Source organism: Streptomyces yokosukanensis (assembly GCF_001514035.1).
Taxonomy (GTDB): domain Bacteria; phylum Actinomycetota; class Actinomycetes; order Streptomycetales; family Streptomycetaceae; genus Streptomyces; species Streptomyces yokosukanensis.
Genome location: NZ_KQ948226.1, coordinates 106,072 through 125,192, shown reverse-complemented (window position 1 = coordinate 125,192; position 19,121 = coordinate 106,072). Strand labels below are relative to the sequence as shown.

Below are 19,121 nucleotides of genomic sequence, written 5' to 3'. Positions count from 1 at the left end.
CAGACCCTGGCGCGAGGGCCGCGGGGTGCCCATGAACACGCTCGGCGCGTCCTGGCACTGGCTCACCGACCCCGCGCACTGGTCCGGTGACGACGGCATCGGGCACCGGCTGCTGCAGCACGTGGTGCTCACCGTCGTCTGCCTGGTCCTCAGCTGCCTGATCGCATTGCCCGTCGCCCTGGTCCTCGGCCACCTCGGCAAGGGCGGCGCGCTCGCCGTCAACATCTCCAACGTCGGCCGCGCCGTGCCCACCTTCGCCGTCCTGGTCCTGCTGCTCCTGACCCCGGTCGGCGCCTGGAGCGAAGGCCCCACCGTGGTGGCCCTGGTGCTGTTCGCCGTCCCGCCGCTGCTCACCAACGCCTACGTCGGCATGCGCGAGGTCGACCGCGGCGTCGTCCGGGCGGCCCGGGGCATGGGGATGACCGGACGGCAGATGCTGCTGCGCGTGGAACTGCCCCTCGCCCTGCCACTGGTCCTGAACGGGGTGCGGATCGCCGCCGTCCAGCTCGTCGCCACCGCCACCATCGCCGCGCTCGCGGGCGGCGGCGGGCTCGGCCGGATCATCACCGCCGGCTTCAACCTCGCCAGTACGCCCCAGGTGGTCGCGGGCGCCCTGCTCGTCGCCGTGTTCGCGCTCGTCGTCGAGGGCGTCTTCGAGATCGCCGAGCGGCTGGCACCGGTGTGGGCGCGGGGCGGGCGATGAGACGAGCCCTGCCGGCCCTCGCGCTCCTCGCCCTCACCGCCTGCTCGACCGGGCCCTCCCTGGAGCACCGCGGCCAGGTCACCGCACCGCCCGGCGACAGCCACCGTCTCACCATCGGCTCGGCCGGGTTCACCGAGAGCGACCTGCTCGCCCAGATGTACGCCCAGCTGCTGAACCAGGCCGGCTACAAGACCTCGATCCTCACCGTCGCCAACCGCGAGCTGTACGAACCGGCACTGGAGTCCGGCCAGATCGACGTCGTGCCCGAGTACGCGGCCACCTTCGCCGACTGGCTGAACGCCAAGACCCACGGCGCCGACGCGAGACCCGTCGGCTCACCCGACCTCGACGCCACGATGAAGGCCCTGCGCGCGCTCGCCGCACCGCGCGGTCTCACCGTGCTGCCACCCGGCCGGGCCGTCGACCAGAACGCCTTCGCGGTCAGCGCCTCCTACGCCCGGCAGCACCACCTCGAAACACTCAGCGACCTCGGCGCCTCGAAGCTGAGGGTGCGGATCGCGGCGGGCGACGAATGCGTCCAACGCCCGTACTGCGAACCGGGGTTGAAGAAGGTGTACGGCATCGACGTCATCGGCGTCGACCCCAAGGGCGTCGGCACCACCCAGGCCAAGCGGGCGGTGCAGGAGGGCCGGGACCAGATGGTGCTGACCACCACCACCGACGCCACCCTGGACCAGTTCGGGCTGGTGCTCCTCGCCGACGACAAGCACCTGCAGAACGCCGACTACGTGGTACCGGTCGTCAACCGCTCCCGCGCGGGCAGCGAGCGCGTGGCGAAGGCGTTGGGCAAGCTCAACGACGTCCTCACCACCGAGGACCTGGCGCGGCTGAACCAGCAGGTGGACAGCTGGCGCCGGCTGCCCGCCGACGTGACCCGGACCTGGCTGAAGGACAAGGGCCTGCTGAAGTGACCGGGGCCCGCCCGGCCGACTCCGCTCAGGCGTCGGACACCGAGTCGAAGCTGACCTGCCCCCGCGCCACGCCCCGCGCGTCCGCGTCCACCGAACGGCGCAGCGCCTCGTGCAGCTTCGCCGGGGTGAGCACGCCGAGGAAGCGGGCGCCGTCCACCACCGCGACCCAGCCCGCGTCGTACTGCAGCATCACCCCGAACGCCTGCTTCAGCGGTGCGCCCACCGGCACCCACGCGGTCATCCGGTGGGTCAGCTCCCCCACCGTGCCGCCCGCCGTCAGCTCGTCGATGCCGACCCAGCCGCGCAGATCACCGTCCGCGTCGAGGACGACGGCCCAGCGGGCGCGCTCGGCCCGCAGCCGCTCGACAGCTCGCGCCGCGGGCTCGTCCAGCCGGGCCACCGGCGGCTGCTCCAGGTCGTCCGGCTCGATCGTGGTGACCGACAGCCGCTTCAGGCCCCGGTCGGCGCCCACGAACCCCGCGACATACGGGGTCGCGGGCGCCCCGAGCACCGTGCCCGGCGTGTCGAACTGCTCGATCCGGCCCTGCCCGTACACGGCGATCCGGTCGCCGAGCCGGACGGCCTCCTCGATGTCGTGCGTGACCAGCAGCACGGTCTTGCGCACCGCGGCCTGCATCCGCAGGAACTCGTCCTGCAACTGCTCGCGCACCACCGGGTCGACCGCGCCGAACGGCTCGTCCATCAGCAGCACCGGCGGATCCGCCGCGAGCGCCCGCGCCACCCCCACCCGCTGCCGCTGCCCGCCGGACAGCTGCTCGGGATAGCGCGGCCCGTACGTCTTCGGGTCGAGCCCCACCAGATCCAGCAGCTCGGCGGCGCGCGCCCGCGCCTTCGGCCGCTTCCAGCCGAGCAGCGCGGGCACGGTCGCGGTGTTGTCGAGGACCGTGCGGTGCGGGAAGAGGCCGACCTGCTGGATGACGTACCCGATGCGGCGGCGCAGCCGCACCGGATCGACGGCGGCGACGTCCTCACCCTCCACGAAGATCCGTCCCGAGGTCGGCTCGATCAGCCGGTTGACCATCATCATGGTCGTGGTCTTGCCGCAGCCGGACGGGCCGACGAGGGTGACCAGCTCACCCTCGGCCACCTCGAAGGACAGGTCGTCCACGGCCGTCGTACCGTCCGGGTAGCGCTTGGTGACCTGCTCGAACCGGATCATTCCCTCACGCTAACGGCGCCGCCCGCGGCATGCCCGCCGACGAGGTGAAACGGGTCACCGCGCGGAATCGGGCCGGGACGTTCCGTCAGCCGAGCAGGATCACCTCCAGCGTGCGCGGGCCGTGCACGCCCTCCACCCGGTCGAGTTCGATGTCGCTGGTGGCCGACGGGCCCGAGATCCAGGTCAACGGGCGCACCGGATCGAGGCGTTCGAGGGCCTGCGGGACCGAGGAGACCACCTGCTCCGGGACGCGGACGACACAGATGTGATGGTCGGGGACGAGCGAGATGCGGCGCCGGCCCTGGTCGGGGGAGCCGTCCAGGACGATCGTGCCGGTCTCGGCGATCGCCGCGGCACAGCCCGTCACCACACTGTCGACCCGGTCGAGCCGCTGCGGGGTGCTCTCCGCCAGGTCCTGGACCCGCACCACGTCCGCGGCAGACAGCCACCCGGGCGGCAGACCGGGCGGCACCAGCACCTCCCGGGAGCCGCGCCCGGCCAGCAGCCGCGCCACGAGGTCCGGCAGCTCCTCGGCGCCGGCGCGGTGCACGATCGCCCGGTAGTCCGCCAGGTTCTCGGCCAGCAGCTCCACGGTCCGCCCGGTCGTACGCTCCCCGTGCTCGCGCAGATAGTCCCGGCCCACGGCCTCCTCGTACGGCCCGTCGTGCGGGGTCACATCGGCGAGTGCCCGCCGCACCCGGCCCAGGACCCGGTCCCTGCTGCTCACTTGCCCGCCCCCTGCTCGCCGCTCTCGCCCTGTGTGCGCTGCCACCAGTCCCGGAACGGCTCCGCCGGTACGGCCGGCAGGTCCCGGGTGCCGCTCCACGCCCGGCCCGGACCCGGCAGCGCACGAGGGTGCAGCCGGCGGGTGCGGGAGGCGAGCCGCTGCCCGGCGCGCAGGGCACCGGGGTGGGTGAACGCCCAGCGCGCCGCACGCATGGCCGCCCGTTCGGCCGCATGACCCTTGGCCGGCTTCAGCACCACCTTGTCGCCCCGCCGCACCGCGGGGCCGCCCTGCACGACCCGCTCCCGCAGATGCACCAGCACCTCGGGGATGTCGATCGCGACCGGGCAGACCTCGTAGCAGGCGCCGCACAGAGTCGACGCGTACGGCAGCGAGGCATCGATCTCGCTTGCCGTGCCCCGGAGTTGGGGACTGAGGATCGCGCCGATCGGGCCCGGGTACACCGAGCCGTAGGCGTGCCCGCCGGCCCGCTCGTAGACGGGGCAGACGTTGAGGCAGGCCGAGCAGCGGATGCAGCGCAGGGCCTGGCGGCCGACCCGGTCGGCGAGGGTGTCGGTGCGGCCGTTGTCGAGCAGCACCAGATGGAAGGTGCGGGGCCCGTCGCCGTCCGTCGTCCCGGTCCACATGCTCGTGTACGGGTTCATGCGCTCGGCGGTGGAGGAGCGGGGCAGCGTCTGCAGGAAGACCTCCAGGTCCCGCCAGGTCGGCACCACCTTCTCGATGCCCACGACCGAGATCAGCGTCTCGGGCAGGGTCAGGCACATCCGGCCGTTGCCCTCGGACTCCACCACCACCAGCGTGCCGGTCTCGGCGACCATGAAGTTGGCCCCCGAGATGCCGACCTTGGCCCGCAGGAACTTCTCCCGCAGATGCAGCCGGGCGGCCTCGGCGAGTTCGGCGGGCGTGTCGCTGAGCCCCTCGGGGGCCGGACGGCCCCACGCGCCCATCTCCGCGCGGAAGATGTCCCGGATCTCACCGCGGTTGCGGTGGATCGCCGGTACCAGGATGTGCGAGGGACGGTCCTTGCCCAACTGCACGATCAGCTCGGCGAGATCGGTCTCGTAGGCGCGGATGCCCTCGGCCTCCAGGGCCTCGTTCAGCCCGATCTCCTGCGTGGCCATCGACTTGACCTTGACGACCTCCGACTCGCCGGTCTCCTTGACCAGGGCGGCGACGATCCGGTTGGCCTCCTCGGCGTCGGCGGCCCAGTGGACCGTGCCGCCCGCCGCCGTGACCGACTCCTCCAACTGCTCCAGATAGCGGTCGAGATGGTGCAGCGTGTGGTCCTTGATCCGGCGCCCCGCCTCGCGCAGCCCGGCCCAGTCGGACAACTCCGCGACGGCCTTGGCCCGTTTGGCGCGGATGGTATGGGTCGCGTGGCGCAGGTTTTCCCGCAGCGTGGGATTGCGAACGGCATCGCGTGCCGCCTTCGGGAACGCCGGGTGGGCGGGTGGGGGAGATGCGGGCATGCCGACGAACGTTCTGCTCATACCGCCGGTTCCTCCTCCGTGCTCGCCAGGATCTCCGCGATGTGCACCGGCCGCATGGTGCTGCCCGACCGGCTCATCGTGCCGCCGATGTGCATCAGACACGAGTTGTCGGCCGCGCACAGCACCTGCGCGCCCGTCGACTCGGCACTGCGCACCTTGTCCGCGCCCATCGCCGCCGACACCTCCGCGTTCTTCAGCGCGAACGTGCCCCCGAAGCCGCAGCACTCCTCGGCCCCCGGCAGCTCGACCAGCTCCAGATCCCGCACCGCCCGCAGCAGCCGCCGCGGCCGGTCGCCCAGACCGAGGGAGCGCAGGCCGTGGCAGGTCGGATGGTAGGTGACCTTGTGCGGGTATCGGGCGCCGACGTCCGTCACCCCGAGCACATCCACCAGGAACTCCGTCAGCTCGTACGTCTTCGGCACCACCGGCGCCAGCGTCCGTGCAAGCGCGTCCCCGCGGCCCTCGGCACGGGCCCGTTCACCCATCCGCGGATACAGCTCCCGCACCATCGCCCCGCAGGACCCGGACGGGGTCACGATCGCGTCGTAGCCGCCGAAGACATCGGAGAAGTGCCGGGCGAGCGGCTCGGCCTCATGGCGATAGCCGGTGTTGTAGTGCGCCTGCCCGCAACAGCTCTGGCCGCTCGGGAAGTCGACGTCGACACCCAGTCTGGTCAGCAGTTTCACCGTGGCGCGGCCGGTATCCGGATAGAGCGTGTCGTTGACACAGGTCAGGAACAGAGCGACACGCATCGCGGCTCCTCGGGATCGGTCATCGGACGAGTGCAGGGTAGTCGGCGGAGATCGCCGTGGGGAGAGTGCCGCTATCGCGGGGCGAGCCGCGCCTCGGCCGCCCGCCAGCGCGCGTCGTCGCCGCGGGGCTCGTACCGGACCGGCGGCTGGGTACGGGAGATCAGCCGGCGCATCTCGGCGAGGTCGCCGACCAGCCCGTGGGCCCGGGCCTGGACCAGCACATTGCCGAGGGCGGCCGCCTCGGCCGGACCGGCCATCACGGGCAGCCCGCAGGCGTCCGCGGTCAGCTGGCACAGCAGCGCGTTCCGGGTGCCGCCCCCGACGAGATGCACCACGTCCACCGGTCGGTCGGCCAGCCGCCGCGCGTCCTCGACCGCCCGCCGGTGGGCGAGGGCTAGTGAGTCCAGGATGCACCGGGTGACCTCCGCCCGCGTCGTCGGCACCGGCTGCCCGGACGCCCGGCACGCGGCGGCGATCCGCTCCGGCATCCGTCCCGGCGCCAGGAACGCCGCGTCCCCCGCGTCCACCACCGAGCGCAGCGACGGCACGGCTCCGGCCTCGCGCAGCAGCGTCTCCAAGTCCGGCCCGCCCCAGACCCGTTGGCACTCCTGGAGCAGCCACAGTCCCATGATGTTGCGCAGATACCGGACCGTGCCGTCGAGCCCCAGCTCGTTGGTGAAGTTCGCGGCCCGGCTCTCCTCGGTGAGCACGGGAGCGGCCAGCTCCAGCCCGGCCAGGGACCAGGTGCCGGTGCAGATGTACGCGAAACGCTCACCGGTCGCGGGGACGGCGGCCACCGCCGAGGCGGTGTCGTGCGAGCCGACGGCCGTCACCGGCACCGGACCGGCCAGCCCCGTCTCCCGGAGCACCTCGGGCCGCAGCACCCCGGCCGGATCACCGGGCCGCCGCAGCGGCCCGAACAGGCCGAGGTCGACACCGAGCCGCTCGGCGAGGGCGTACGACCAGGTCCGGGTCCGCGGGTCGATCAGCTGGGTGGTGGAGGCGTTGGTCAGCTCGGTGCCCTGCTCGCCGGTCAGCCAGTACGACAGCAGGTCCGGGATCAGCAACAGCCTCCGTGCCTGCGCCAGTTGAACGCTCGAACGGGCGGCGACCAGCTGGTACAGCGTGTTGAACGGCGCGTACTGGACGCCCGTCGCCGCGTACAGCCGCGCGGCCGGCACGGTCGCCCACACCTTCTCAGCGACGCCCTCCGTGCGGGCGTCGCGATAGTGCACCGGGTTGCCCAGCAGGGCTCCGTCGGCGTCCAGCAGCCCGTAGTCGACGCCCCAGCCGTCGAGGCCGACGGAGTCCACCGGGCCCGCCGCCCGCAGCCCGTCCAGGACGCCGCCGTACAGCGCGAGCACGTCCCAGCGCAGCCCCTCCGCAAGACGCACCGGCCGGTTGGGGAACCGGTGCGCCTCGCCCAGCTCCAGCGAGTCCGCGCCCACCCGGCCGACCATCACCCGCCCGCTGGACGCGCCCAGATCGACCGCGGCGTACGTGTGCACGCCCGTGCTCATCGCAGGAACGCGGCCGCCACACCCGCGTCGACGGGGATGTGCAGCCCCGTGGTGTGGGTGAGGTCGCCGCCCGTGAGCGCGAAGACGGCACCGGCGACATGCTCGGGCAGCACCTCCCGCTTCAGGATCGTCCGCTGTGCGTAGAACTCCCCCAGCTTCTCCTCCGGCACCCCGTACACCGCGGCCCGCTGCGCACCCCAGCCGCCCGCGAAGATGCCCGAGCCGCGCACCACACCGTCCGGGTTGACCCCGTTGACCCGGATCCCGTGCTCCCCCAACTCGGCCGCCAGCAGCCGCACTTGATGTGCCTGGTCGGCCTTGGCCGCGGAGTACGCGATGTTGTTCGGCCCGGCGAACACGGCGTTCTTGGAGGCGATGTACACGATGTCACCGCCCAGCCCCTGCGCGATCATCACCCGGGCCGCCTCCCGCGACACGAGGAAGGACCCGCGAGCCATGACGGCGTGCTGGAGGTCCCAGTCCCGCGCCGAGGTCTCCAGCAGCGGCCTGGAGACGGAGATCCCGGCGTTGTTCACGACGAGGTCGACCCCGCCGAAGGCGAGCGCGGCGGCCCGGAACGCACCGGCGACCTGCTTCTCGTCGGTGACGTCCACGGTGACGGCGACGGCCCGGTCCGGCCCGCCCAGCTCCGCGGCGACGGCCGCGGCGCTCTCGCCGTTCACATCGGTGACCACGACACACGCCCCCTCGGCGACCAGCCGGTGCGCGATCGCCTTCCCTATCCCGCTGCCGGCCCCGGTGACGACGGCGACCCGCGTCGCCAGCGGCCGGGGCCGCGGCATCCGCCGCAGCTTGGCCTCCTCGAGGGCCCAGTACTCGATGCGGAACTTCTCGGCCTCCTCGATCGGCGCGTACGTCGACACGGCTTCCGCGCCGCGCATCACGTTGATGGCGTTGACGTAGAACTCACCGGCCACGCGGGCGGTCTGCCCGTCATTGCCGAAGGAGAACATGCCGACCCCGGGGATCAGCACGATCGTCGGATCGGCGCCGCGCAGGGCGGGGGAGTTGGGCAGCGCGTGCCGCGCGTAGTAGGCGGCGTACTCCTCGCGGTACCCGGCGTGCAGCTCCTTCAGCCGGGCCACGGCCTGCTCCGGTGGCGCGGTCGGCGGCAGGTCCAGCACCAGCGGCCGTACCTTCGTGCGCAGGAAGTGGTCGGGGCAGGAGGTGCCGAGCGCGGCAAGGCGCGGATGCCCGGCCCGGGAGAGGAAGTCCAGCACCACGTCGGCGTCCTCGAAGTGCCCGACCTGCGGCCGGTCCTGGGACGCGAGGGCGCGCACATACGGTGCGAGGGCGGCCGCCCGCTCCCTCCGCTCGGCCTCGGGCAGCGCCTCGTACCCCTCGACGACCGGTCCGAAGGGCTCCTGCTTCCCGCGCCGGGCGAGGAACTCCTCGGCCGTGCGGATGATGTACAGGGAGTTGCGCTCGCACTCCTCGGAGGTCTCGCCCCAGGCGGTGATCCCGTGTCCGCCGAGAACGCACCCGACGGCTCGCGGACGGGCGGCCCTGACCGCGGCGATGTCGAGCCCCAGCTGGAACCCGGGCCGCCGCCACGGCACCCACACCACCCGGTCCCCGAAGCACTCGGCGGTCAGCTTCTCCCCGTCCGCCGCGCAGGCGAGCGCGATACCGGAGTCCGGATGCAGATGATCGACGTGCGGGGCGTCAACCAGCGCGTGCATGGCGGTGTCGATGGACGGCGCGGCCCCGCCCTTCCCGTGCAGGCAGTAGTCGAACGCGCCGACCATCCGGTCCTCGTGCTCGACTCCGGGATAGACGTCCACGAGGGCCCGCAGCCGGTCCAGCCGCAGCACGGCGAGTCCGGCCTCGGTGAGGGTGCCGAGATCGCCTCCGGACCCCTTGACCCACATCAGCTCGACGTCGCCACCGGTCACGGGATCGGTCGCGAGGCCTTTCGCGGAGGCGTTCCCGCCGGCGTAGTTGGTGTTGCGGGGATCGGCGCCGAGCCGATGGGCACGGTCCAGGAGGGCAGAGGTTTCGGGACGGGTGGTCATGGCTTCCGGTTCCTTTTCAGAAGGGGGCAGGTGTCGAAGGGCCGCGGGGATCGGAGCGCACCGCCACGGACGGCCCGCACCCCGCCGACGGGAGAACCCGGCGGACGCTCAGGCCCCCCAGCCGGCCTGCCGCCCCCCGACGCGCTCGGCGACGATCCTCCGGCCCCACCCGGAGCGCGCGTACGCGGCCAGCGGCTCGGGATCCAGTCCCATCTCCTCGCGCACCTCGCGCAGCACCGGCCGCACATCGGTCCCGTAGGCGTCCATCAGCACACCGTTGGCCCCCAGCACGTCCCCGCAGACCTGAGCCTCGGCCAACGCCTCGCGGTCGACCGACAGCGCCTTGGCCGTGGCCTCCTGGACGTTCATCACCGACCGGATGATCGCCGGAATCTTCGCCTCGATGTTGTGGCACTGGTCGAGCATGAAGGCGACCTCGGACGTGAACCCGCCCCCGTGCACCACTTCGCACATGATCCGGAACAACTGGAAGGGATCGGCCGCTCCCACCATCAGGTCGTCGTCCGCGTAGAACCGCGAGTTGAAGTCGAACCCTCCGAGCCTGCCCTCCCGCAGCAGCGTGGCCACGATGAACTCGATGTTGGTCCCCGGCGCGTGATGCCCGGTGTCGACCACGACCCGCGCCTTCGGTCCCAGCTTCAGACAGTGGGCGTAGGCGGTGCCCCAGTCCGGCACGTCGGTCGTGTAGAAGGCCGGCTCGAACAACTTGTACTCCAGCAGCATCCGCTGCCCCTCGCCGAGCCGTCCGTACACCTCGGCCAGCCCCTCCGCCAGCCGGTCCTGGCGTTCGCGGATGTCGTCCTGGCCGGGGTAGTTCGTGCCGTCGGCGAACCACAGCTTCAGATCCCGCGACCCGGTCGCGTCCATGATGTCGACGCACTCCAGCAGATGATCGAGGGCCTTGCGCCGTACCGCCGCGTCCGGATGGCAGATGCTGCCCAGCCTGTAGTCGTCGTCCTGGAAGGTGTTGGCGTTGATCGCGCCCAGCCGCAGCCCGCGCTCCTCGGCGTACTTCGCCAATTCCGCGTATCCGTCGTGGCCGTCGACCCGGTCCCAGGGGATGTGCAGCGCGACGGTCGGGGCCACGCCGGTGAACTCGTGGACCTTCGCCGCGTCCTGCAGCTTCTCCCACGGATCGCGGGGCACACCTGCCTGGGTGAACACCTTGAAGCGGGTCCCGGAGTTCCCGTACGCCCACGACGGCGTCTCGACGGCCTGGGTCTTGAGCGCGGCCTTCACCGCGGCGCGGTCGGTCACTGCAGTGCTCCTGGTGGTGTCGGTTGGCGACGGAGTCATGAAACGATTCAGGACGGCAAGCTAGGGGCCCTCCGAAGGGGTGTCAAGCGCTCCGGCCGACACCGTCGGCCGTGACTCCGCCGTAACCTTTAGCCATCGAAACCTTTTCGATACGGACCCATTGACGCGCCCCGGCCGCGGTGCCTACGGTCCCGGCAATCCAGTTGAAACCTTTCACGACGGGGTGGAGCCCTCGCGGTGCTCCCGCCGGTGTCGTCGAGGAGCCTGACATGACCCACCCGCCTGACCCGGGGCCGGCGCCGGTGCTCGCGCTGAAGGGTGTCTCCAAGTCCTTCGGCGCCGTGCACGCCCTCAGGGACGTCTGCCTGGAGCTGCTGCCCGGCGAGGTGCACGCGCTGGCCGGCGAGAACGGCGCGGGCAAGTCGACGCTGATCAAGACCCTCGCCGGGGTGCACCGGCCGGACGCCGGCCAGGTGCTGCTCGACGGCGAGCCCGTCGTCTTCCACGGCCCCGGCGACGCGCGCGACGCCGGGATCGCCGTCATCTACCAGGAACCCACTCTCTTCCCGGACCTGTCCATCGCCGAGAACATCTTCATGGGCCGCCAGCCCAAGCGGGCCCTCGGCCGCATCGACCACAGGGCCACCCGCGCGGCCACGGCCGCCCTGATGAAACGGCTCGGCGTCGGACTGGACCCCGGCCGCCCCGCCCGGGGACTGTCGATCGCCGACCAGCAGATCGTGGAGATCGCCAAGGCGCTCTCGTTCGACGCCCGGGTCCTGATCATGGACGAGCCGACGGCCGCCCTCACCGGCAGCGAGGTCGCCCGGCTCTTCGGTGTCGTGCGCACGCTGAGCGCGCAGGGCGCCGCCGTGCTGTTCGTCTCGCACCGGCTCGACGAGATCTTCCAGATCTGCCGGCGTGTCACCACACTGCGGGACGGCGCCCGGATCGCCGACGAGCCGCTCGCCGGCATGACCGAGGACGACCTGGTCCGCCGGATGGTGGGCCGCGACCTGGCCGCGCTGTATCCGAAGCAGGACGCCACCCCGGGCGAGGTCGCGCTCAGTGTGCGCCGGCTGACCCGCGAAGGCGTCTTCACCGACGTGTCCTTCGAGGTGCGGCGCGGTGAGATCGTCGGTCTCGCGGGGCTGGTCGGCGCGGGCCGTACCGAGGTGGCCCGTGCGGTGTTCGGCGTCGACCGGTGGGACGCGGGGGAGGTCGAGGTCGTCGGACGCCGGCTTCCGCGCGGCGCGCCGTCCACGGCCATGGCCGCCGGGCTGGCCCTCGTCCCCGAGGACCGACGCGCCCAGGGCCTGGTGATGGGCATGTCCATCGAGCGGAACATCGGCCTGACCGGGCTGCGGACGACCGTGACGGCCGGACTGGTGGACCGGCGCGCCGAACGCAGCCGCTCGCTCGACTGGGCGGTCCGGCTCCAGGTGAAGTACGCCCGGATCGCCGACGCCGTCTCCACCCTCTCCGGCGGCAACCAGCAGAAGGTCGTCCTCGCCAAGTGGCTCGCCACCGGCCCGAAGGTGCTCATCGTGGACGAGCCGACGCGCGGGATCGACGTCGGTACGAAGGCCGAGGTGCACCGCCTGCTGTCCCGGCTCGCCGCCGAGGGGGTCGCGGTACTGATGATCTCCTCCGACCTGCCGGAGATCCTCGGCATGGCCGACCGGGTGCTGGTGATGCACGAGGGCCGGCTCACCGCCGACATCCCCCGGGCCCGGGCCACCGAGGAGAGCGTGATGGCCGCAGCCACCGGGAGGGCCGCCGTATGACGGTGACGACTCCGAACCCGGCCCCCGTCGCCGAGGCTCCCCGGTCCGGCGGGAGCCGGCTGGTCGAGCGCCTGCTGCGGATGCGCGAACTCGCCATCCTCGTCGTCTTCCTGGTGATGATCGCGATCACCCAGGCGGGCAACAGCCAGTTCCTGTCCGAGCAGGGCGTCAAGGACCTGCTGCTCAACGCGACCATCCTGGTGCTGGTCGCCACCGGTCAGTCCCTCGTCGTCATCACCCGCAACGTCGACCTGTCCGTCGGCTCCACCCTCGGCATCAGCGCCTTCGCCGCAGGCACCTTCCTCCAGGGCGGCGGGAACGCCCTCGTGGCCGTCCTCCTCGCCGTGCTGCTCGGCACCGGTCTCGGGCTGCTCAACGGACTGCTGGTCAGCCTCGGCCAGGTACCCGCGCTGGTCGTCACGCTCGGCACCCTCTACATCATCCGGGGCGTCGACTCCATCTGGGTCGGCTCCCGGCAGATCACCGCGGCCGACCTGCCCGGCGGCTTCGTCGGCTTCGGCTCCGGCGGCCTGTCCGTGCTCCCCTGGCCCGCCCTGATCGCGCTCGCCGTGCTCGTCGCCACCGCCTCCTGCCTCGGACACTTCGGCAGCGGACGGGAGTTGTACGCCCTCGGCTCCAACCCCGAGGCGGCACGGCTCGCCGGCATCCCCGTGCGGCGGCGCATCCTGGCCGCCTACACCTTCTGCGGCGCGCTCGCCGGACTGGCCGGAGCGATGTATCTGGCCCGGTTCGGCAACGTCGACTCCGGCACCGGCAACGGCTACGAACTCACCGTCGTCAGCGCGGTCGTGGTCGGCGGGGTCGTCTTCACCGGCGGCTCGGGAAGCGTGTACGGCGCCGCTCTCGGCGCTCTGCTGCTCACCTCGATCAACAGCGTGCTGCCCGCGCTCGGTGTCAGCTCCGTGTGGGTGCTCGCCGTCAACGGCGTCCTGCTGCTGCTCGCCATCGCCGTCGACCGGATCGTGGCGCTGCGGGTCGCGGCCGCCCTGAAGAAGAAGTCGGACCGCAGGAGGACCGCCGTGACGAAGGAGAACGCCGATGCCTGATTCGCTGACCCGCGCCGTCCGCTGGGACACGGTCGTCGGCGCCCTCCTCCTCGCACTGCTGCTGTCGTTCGGATGCGTGGACGGCTTCGGCAACGCCCTCAATCTGTCCTTCCTCCTCGGCAACACGCTCCCGATCGCGCTGATCGCCCTGCCGATGACCCTGCTGGTGGTCGCCGGCGAGATCGATCTGTCGGTGGCGTCGACGGCCGGGCTGTCCGGGGCGGTGCTGGGCCGGCTCTGGAACGAGGGCCTGGCCATCGAGACGATCATCCCGCTGTGCCTGCTGCTGGGCCTCGCCTGCGGACTGCTCAACGGGCTGCTCGTCACCCGCCTCGGCCTGCCGTCCCTCGCCGTCACCATCGGCACCCTCGCCGCCTACCGGGGCATCGCGCAGATCGTCCTCGGCTCCGACGCGGTCACCGACTTCCCCGCCCGGTACCTGGACTTCGCGTCCGGCCGCGTCGGCGGCTCCTTCCTGCCGCAGGCCTTCCTGCCCTTCCTGGCGCTGCTCGCCCTCGCCGTCGTCGTCCTGCACGCCACCCCGTTCGGCCGGTCGCTGTTCGCGGTCGGGGCGAGCGAGGAGGCGGCGCGGTTCGCGGGGATCCGGGTGAAGCGGACGAAGCTGGCGCTCTTCGCGTGCAGCGGGTTCATGTCGGCGCTCACCGGTGTCTTCTGGGCGCTGCACTACGCCAGCGCGCGGTACGACAACGCCACCGGGCTCGAACTCTCCGTCGTGGCAGCCGTGTTGCTCGGCGGGATCGATTTCGACGGCGGCCGGGGGACGTTGGGCGGTGCGCTCGCCGGCGTGTTCCTCCTGGGCGCGCTGCAGAACGTGATGAGTCTGGTGAACGTCTCCGCGCAGTCCCAGACCGTCGTCACCGGTGTGCTGCTCGTCGTCTCCGTGCTCGGGCCGCGGGCGGCGCGACAGATCGGGGGCGTGCGGCGGTCCGTCTGAACGCCGCGGCCGTGCATGGCAGGCCGCGCAGTTCCCCGCGCCCCTCGGTGGCGCGTCCATCGTCCCTCGTAGAGAAGGCCTCCATGCTCACGTCACCCCTCCGGCGCACCTGCGCCGCCCTGGCCGCCGGTACCTCCCTCGCCCTCTTCCTCACCGCCTGCGGCGGCACCACCAAGAACGACGTCAAGGCCGACAACTCCGCCGCCGCCTCCGCCGGAAAGGCCGATCCGCATGCGGCCACCAAGAAGGGGCTCACCGTCGGTTTCCTGCCCAAGCAGGTCAACAACCCCTACTTCACGACCGCCGACAAGGGCGGGCGCAAGGCGCTCGCCGAACTGGGCTCGACGTACAAGGAGGTGGGTCCTTCCAGCGCCACCGACACCTCCGGGCAGGTCAGTTACGTCAACACGCTCACCCAGCAGCAGGTGGACGGCATGGCCGTCTCCGCCCAGGACCCCGGCGCCCTGTGCACCGCGCTCAAGCAGGCCATGAGCAACGGCATCAAGGTCGTCACCTACGACTCCGACACCGACCCCGGCTGCCGCAACGCCTTCGTCTCGCAGGCGTCCGCCGAGGATCTGGGCCGTACCGAGGTGCAGTTGCTCGCGCGGCAGATCGGCTACAAGGGCGACATCGCGATCCTGTCGGCCGCGCAGACCGCGACGAACCAGAACACCTGGATCGGCTACATGAAGGACGAGCTGAAGGATCCCAAGTACAAGGACGTCAGGCTCGTCAAGATCGCCTACGGCAACGACGACGCCCAGCAGTCCTTCCAGCAGACGCAGGGCCTGCTGCAGGAGCACCCGGACCTGAAGGGGATCATCTCCCCGACCACGGTCGGCATCAAGGCCGCGGCCCAGTACCTGTCCGGCTCCACGTACAAGGGCAAGGTCGCGCTCACCGGCCTCGGCACACCCGACGACATGCGCAAGTACGTCAAGAACGGCACTGTGCAGGCCTTCGAGCTGTGGGACCCGGCGAAGCTCGGCGACCTGGCCGCCCGGACCGTGGTCGCGCTGGCCTCGGGGCAGATCTCCGGCAAGGAGGGCGAGACGTTCAGGGCCGGCGGGACCACGTACACCATCGGCAGGGGCGGCGTGATCAACCTGGGCAGGCCGACCGTGTTCGACGCGAAGAACATCGACGGGTTCGACTTCTAGCAGCACATGGCCGACTTCGCCCTGCCGGCACGACGGTAATGTGAAGGTCAATCCGAAATCCGCCCCGCCGCCCCTCGTCCCCTGGAGGTCTTCGCCCGATGGCCCAGTCGGTGGGTATCAAGGACGTCGCCCGCGCCGCCGGAGTCTCGGTGGGCACGGTGTCGAACGTCATCAACCGTCCGGACACCGTCGCCGGCGAGACCCGGGCCCGGGTGCAGTCCGCGATCGACCGGCTCGGCTATGTCCGCAGCGAGTCCGCGCGCCAGCTGCGCGCGGGCCGCAGCCGGATCATGGGGCTGCTCGTGCTCGACATGGGCAACCCGTTCTTCGTGGACGTGGCGCGGGGCGCGGAGCGGGCGGCCCGTGCGGCGGGGCTCGGCGTGATGGTGTGCAACAGCGCGCAGAACGCCGCCGAGGAAGCCGACTACCTCTCCCTGTTCGCCGAGCAGCGGGTGCGGGGTGTGCTGCTCACCCCGGCCGACGCCACCGGCCGCAACATCGAGGCCTTCCGTCGGCACGCCATCCCGTTCGTGCTCGTCGACCGGGTCTCCGAGGGCACCACCGAGTGTTCGGTGTCCGTGGACGACGAGGCCGGCGGTGCGCTCGCGGTCCGTCATCTGGTGGACGCCGGGCACCGCTCCATCGCCTACGTCAGCGGACCGCCCGGGCTCAACCAGGTCCGGGACCGCCGTACCGGAGCGCTGCACGCCCTGGCCGAAGCGGGACTCGGCCAAGAGGCGCTGCGGGAACTGCCCACCGAACGCCTCGACGTGGCCGCGGGCCGGGACGCGGGCGCCCGGCTGCTGGGCCTCGCCGACCGCCCGACCGCCGTGTTCTGCGCCAACGACCTGCTCGCCCTCGGAGTGCTGCAGGCCATGTACGCGGCCGGCGTCCGCGTGCCGGACGACCTGGCGATCGTCGGCTACGACGACATCGAGTTCGCGGCGGCGGCCGCCGTACCGCTGACCTCCGTACGGCAGCCCGCCGTCACCATGGGCGCCCTCGCCGCCGAACTGCTGCTGGAGGAGACCGAGCAGGAAGAGGGCGAGCGCAGGCATGAGCACCGCCGGGTCGTGCTCCAGCCGGAGCTGGTGGTGCGCCGCTCCAGCCTCGTCGTCCGCTGATCCCGGAACTGACCGGTGGTTCAGTGAAATTCCATGATCCCCGGGGGGTCGGCGCGGCCGCTCATGTGCTGAACTGGGACCCGTCCGTCCCGTCCGTCCCAGGAGACCCGTTGAGCCTCAGCTACCGCCAGCCCGGCGTCATCCTCACCGACCGCCGCTTCACCGTGCCCCTCGACCACGCCGATCCGGACGGCGAGGCCATCGAGCTGTACGCCCGCGAGGCGGTCGCGAGCGACAAGGCCGGGCAGGAGCTGCCGTGGCTGCTGTATCTCCAGGGCGGTCCCGGCTTCGGGGCGAATCGTTTCGTCGGACGTCAGGCCTGGCTCGACCGGGCGCTGAAGGACTATCGCGTCCTGCTGCTCGACCAGCGCGGCACCGGCAGCTCCACCCCCGCCACCCGGCAGACGCTCCCGCTGCGCGGCGGACCCGCCGAACAGGCCGAGTACCTCACCCGGTTCCGTGCCGACTCCATCGTCCGCGACTGCGAGGCGGTCCGCCGCGAGGTCACCGGCGGCGCCCCGTGGACCGTGCTCGGCCAGAGCTTCGGCGGCTTCTGCACGGTGTCGTACCTCTCCCTCGCCCCCGAGGGCCTGGCCACCGCCGTCATCACCGGAGGCCTGCCCTCCCTGCACGCCCACGCCGACGACGTGTACCGCGCGGCCTTCCCGCGCATCGAACGCAAGGTCACCGCGCACTACGCCCGCTACCCGCAGGACGTGGAACGGGCCCGCCGTATCGCCGACCACCTCCTCAGCCACGACGTGGTGCTCCCGAACGGCTACCGGTTCACTGTCGAGGCGTTCCAGTCCCTCGGCCTGATGCTCGGCGCGAGCGAGGGGAGCCACCGTCTGCACCACCTCCTGGAGGACGCCTTCGTCCGCACACCGGGCGGCCCCGAGCTGTCCGACGCCTTCCAGGAGCAGGCCCAGTCCCTGCTGTCGTACGCCGGCCACCCCCTGTACGCGCTGGTCCACGAGTCGATCTACGGCCAGGACGTCCGGCCCACCGCCTGGGCCGCCGAGCGGGTCCGCGCCGAGTTCCCGCAGTTCGACGCGGCGAAGGCGCTGGTGGGCGACGCCCCGGTGCTGTTCACCGGGGAGACCGTCCACCCCTGGATGTTCGAGGCCGACCCCGCGCTGCGCCCGCTGCGCGAGACCGCCGCGCTGCTCGCCGCCCGCACCGACTGGCGGCCCCTGTACGACCCTTCCCGCCTCGCCGCCAACGAGGTTCCGGTGGCCGCCGCGATCTACCACGACGACATGTACGTGGACGCCGCGCACTCCCTGGAGACCGCCCGCGCCGTCCGCGGTCTGCGCACCTGGGTCACCGACGAGTTCGAGCACGACGGCCTGCGCGCGGGCGCACCACGCGTCCTGGACCGGCTGCTGGCCCTGACCCGCGACGAGGTGTGAGGCACGGGACTCGCGACCGGCCGCACCGTGCTGACCTGCGCGATCCCGCACGATCCGATGTGAGGGGGCGCAGTAGGCTGTCCCTTGTGTCAGATCAGATAGGGAGCGCTTCGGAGCTGCGCGGGGACTGTGCGCGCTGCTTCGGACTGTGCTGTGTCGCCCTGCCCTTCGCTGCGTCCGCCGACTTCGCGCTCGACAAGCCCGCCGGGAAGCCGTGCCCGAACCTTCGGCAGGACCACCGCTGCGGCATCCACGCCGACCTGCGCGAGAAGGGCTTCACCGGCTGTACGGTCTACGACTGCTTCGGCGCCGGGCAGAAGGTCTCGCAGCTCACCTTCGGCGGGCAGGACTGGCGTACCGGGTCCAAGGAGCACGCGCGCCGGATGCTCGACGTGTTCCCGGTCGTACGGCAGCTGCACGAGCTGCTGTGGTACCTGAACGAAGCGCTCGCTCTGCCCGCCGCCGGCTCCCTCCGTCCCGACCTGCGGCGGGCGCTGGAGGAGACCGAGCGGCTCACCCGGCAGAGCCCCGGGGAACTCGCCGCGCTGGACGTGGCCGCGCACCGGCAGCAGGTCAATGTGCTGTTGCTGCGGACCAGTGAGCTGGCCCGTGCAGGTGCAGGCGGCGGAAAGCCGGCGAAGGGCGGCAGGAAGGCCGGGAGCAAGGGCAAGGACCGGCGGGGCGCCGATCTCATCGGTGCCCGGCTGCGCGGCGCCGATCTGCGCGGGGCCAGTCTGCGCGGTGCGTATCTCATCGCCGCCGACCTCACCGGCGCCGATCTGCGCGACGCGGACATGATCGGCGCCGATCTGCGCGACGCCGACCTGACCGACGCGGATCTCACCGGTGCCTTCTTCCTCACCCAGCCCCAGCTCAACGCGGCCCGCGGCACCACCGCCACGAAGCTCCCGAGGACGGTGACACATCCGCCGCACTGGTCCACGGCCGGCTGACTCGATGCCATCGGCCGCACCGGC

16 protein-coding genes are annotated in these 19,121 nt (G+C 72.1%); 9 read left to right on the top strand and 7 right to left on the bottom strand.

Features of this window, described 5'->3' with window-relative positions; all coding sequences use genetic code 11:
- Positions 1-31: 31 nt before the first annotated feature.
- Complete coding sequence (locus AQI95_RS37195) at positions 32-703, top strand: ABC transporter permease (RefSeq protein ID WP_067134689.1); 672 nt, start codon at positions 32-34, stop codon at positions 701-703.
- Positions 700-1,635 carry an ABC transporter substrate-binding protein gene (locus AQI95_RS37190; protein WP_067134753.1) on the top strand — a complete coding sequence of 312 codons (936 nt, stop codon included), beginning with the start codon at positions 700-702 and terminating at the stop codon, positions 1,633-1,635. Before AQI95_RS37195 ends, AQI95_RS37190 begins: the two co-directional genes overlap by 4 nt.
- A gap of 25 nt (positions 1,636-1,660) precedes the next feature.
- On the opposite strand, the gene AQI95_RS37185 is transcribed toward AQI95_RS37190, so the two are convergent.
- The 7 genes from AQI95_RS37185 to rhaI all read right to left on the bottom strand — a co-directional run bounded on the left by AQI95_RS37185 (position 1,661) and on the right by rhaI (position 10,636).
- Complete coding sequence (locus AQI95_RS37185; RefSeq protein WP_067134687.1) at positions 1,661-2,815, bottom strand: betaine/proline/choline family ABC transporter ATP-binding protein; 1,155 nt, start codon at positions 2,813-2,815, stop codon at positions 1,661-1,663.
- An 85-nt stretch (positions 2,816-2,900) separates the two neighbouring features.
- Positions 2,901-3,542, bottom strand: coding sequence for a LutC/YkgG family protein (locus tag AQI95_RS37180; RefSeq protein WP_067134685.1), 642 nt, complete (start codon positions 3,540-3,542; stop codon positions 2,901-2,903).
- A complete protein-coding gene (locus AQI95_RS37175) occupies positions 3,539-5,050 on the bottom strand; it encodes a LutB/LldF family L-lactate oxidation iron-sulfur protein (RefSeq protein ID WP_067134681.1) in 1,512 nt (503 codons plus the stop codon). Before AQI95_RS37175 ends, AQI95_RS37180 begins: the two co-directional genes overlap by 4 nt.
- Complete coding sequence (locus AQI95_RS37170; protein ID WP_067134680.1) at positions 5,047-5,802, bottom strand: (Fe-S)-binding protein; 756 nt, start codon at positions 5,800-5,802, stop codon at positions 5,047-5,049. The genes AQI95_RS37175 and AQI95_RS37170 overlap by 4 nt, the downstream gene beginning before the upstream one ends.
- 71 nt (positions 5,803-5,873) lie before the next feature.
- A complete protein-coding gene (locus AQI95_RS37165; RefSeq protein WP_067134679.1) occupies positions 5,874-7,322 on the bottom strand; it encodes a rhamnulokinase in 1,449 nt (482 codons plus the stop codon).
- Complete coding sequence (locus AQI95_RS37160) at positions 7,319-9,358, bottom strand: bifunctional rhamnulose-1-phosphate aldolase/short-chain dehydrogenase (protein ID WP_067134678.1); 2,040 nt, start codon at positions 9,356-9,358, stop codon at positions 7,319-7,321. Before AQI95_RS37160 ends, AQI95_RS37165 begins: the two co-directional genes overlap by 4 nt.
- 108 nt (positions 9,359-9,466) lie before the next feature.
- Complete coding sequence (gene rhaI / locus AQI95_RS37155) at positions 9,467-10,636, bottom strand: L-rhamnose isomerase (RefSeq protein WP_067134676.1); 1,170 nt, start codon at positions 10,634-10,636, stop codon at positions 9,467-9,469.
- Between the two features lie 269 nt (positions 10,637-10,905).
- On the opposite strand from rhaI, the gene AQI95_RS37150 reads away from it, so the two are divergent.
- The 7 genes from AQI95_RS37150 to AQI95_RS37120 all read left to right on the top strand — a co-directional run bounded on the left by AQI95_RS37150 (position 10,906) and on the right by AQI95_RS37120 (position 19,097).
- Complete coding sequence (locus AQI95_RS37150) at positions 10,906-12,423, top strand: sugar ABC transporter ATP-binding protein (protein WP_067134673.1); 1,518 nt, start codon at positions 10,906-10,908, stop codon at positions 12,421-12,423.
- On the top strand, positions 12,420-13,490 hold the full coding sequence (locus AQI95_RS37145; protein ID WP_067134671.1) for an ABC transporter permease: 1,071 nt from the start codon (positions 12,420-12,422) through the stop codon (positions 13,488-13,490). The genes AQI95_RS37150 and AQI95_RS37145 overlap by 4 nt, the downstream gene beginning before the upstream one ends.
- The gene (locus AQI95_RS37140; RefSeq protein ID WP_067134670.1) at positions 13,483-14,445 is read left to right on the top strand and encodes an ABC transporter permease; all 963 of its coding nucleotides are present in this window, start codon (positions 13,483-13,485) and stop codon (positions 14,443-14,445) included. Before AQI95_RS37145 ends, AQI95_RS37140 begins: the two co-directional genes overlap by 8 nt.
- A gap of 83 nt (positions 14,446-14,528) precedes the next feature.
- Positions 14,529-15,608: a rhamnose ABC transporter substrate-binding protein gene (gene rhaS / locus AQI95_RS37135; RefSeq protein ID WP_067134667.1), complete on the top strand. Its 1,080-nt coding sequence runs from the start codon at positions 14,529-14,531 to the stop codon at positions 15,606-15,608.
- 98 nt (positions 15,609-15,706) lie between these two features.
- On the top strand, positions 15,707-16,732 hold the full coding sequence (locus tag AQI95_RS37130) for a LacI family DNA-binding transcriptional regulator (RefSeq protein ID WP_067134665.1): 1,026 nt from the start codon (positions 15,707-15,709) through the stop codon (positions 16,730-16,732).
- 110 nt (positions 16,733-16,842) lie between these two features.
- A complete protein-coding gene (locus tag AQI95_RS37125) occupies positions 16,843-18,144 on the top strand; it encodes an alpha/beta fold hydrolase (RefSeq protein ID WP_067134663.1) in 1,302 nt (433 codons plus the stop codon).
- Between the two features lie 86 nt (positions 18,145-18,230).
- The gene (locus AQI95_RS37120) at positions 18,231-19,097 is read left to right on the top strand and encodes a pentapeptide repeat-containing protein (RefSeq protein WP_067134661.1); all 867 of its coding nucleotides are present in this window, start codon (positions 18,231-18,233) and stop codon (positions 19,095-19,097) included.
- The last annotated feature ends 24 nt before the right edge of the window (positions 19,098-19,121 follow it).

Bases quoted from the DNA above. Each gene is read 5' to 3' on its own strand.
- AQI95_RS37190 (WP_067134753.1), top strand. From the start codon at position 700: ATGAGACGAGCCCTGCCGGCCCTCGCGCTCCTCGCCCTCACCGCCTGC.
- AQI95_RS37150 (WP_067134673.1), top strand. From the start codon at position 10,906: ATGACCCACCCGCCTGACCCGGGGCCGGCGCCGGTGCTCGCGCTGAAG.
- AQI95_RS37145 (WP_067134671.1), top strand. From the start codon at position 12,420: ATGACGGTGACGACTCCGAACCCGGCCCCCGTCGCCGAGGCTCCCCGG.
- AQI95_RS37165 (WP_067134679.1), bottom strand. From the start codon at position 7,322: ATGAGCACGGGCGTGCACACGTACGCCGCGGTCGATCTGGGCGCGTCC.
- AQI95_RS37160 (WP_067134678.1), bottom strand. From the start codon at position 9,358: ATGACCACCCGTCCCGAAACCTCTGCCCTCCTGGACCGTGCCCATCGG.
- AQI95_RS37195 (WP_067134689.1), top strand. From the start codon at position 32: ATGAACACGCTCGGCGCGTCCTGGCACTGGCTCACCGACCCCGCGCAC.
- AQI95_RS37185 (WP_067134687.1), bottom strand. From the start codon at position 2,815: ATGATCCGGTTCGAGCAGGTCACCAAGCGCTACCCGGACGGTACGACG.
- AQI95_RS37130 (WP_067134665.1), top strand. From the start codon at position 15,707: ATGGCCCAGTCGGTGGGTATCAAGGACGTCGCCCGCGCCGCCGGAGTC.
- rhaS (WP_067134667.1), top strand. From the start codon at position 14,529: ATGCTCACGTCACCCCTCCGGCGCACCTGCGCCGCCCTGGCCGCCGGT.
- AQI95_RS37170 (WP_067134680.1), bottom strand. From the start codon at position 5,802: ATGCGTGTCGCTCTGTTCCTGACCTGTGTCAACGACACGCTCTATCCG.
- AQI95_RS37175 (WP_067134681.1), bottom strand. From the start codon at position 5,050: ATGAGCAGAACGTTCGTCGGCATGCCCGCATCTCCCCCACCCGCCCAC.
- AQI95_RS37140 (WP_067134670.1), top strand. From the start codon at position 13,483: ATGCCTGATTCGCTGACCCGCGCCGTCCGCTGGGACACGGTCGTCGGC.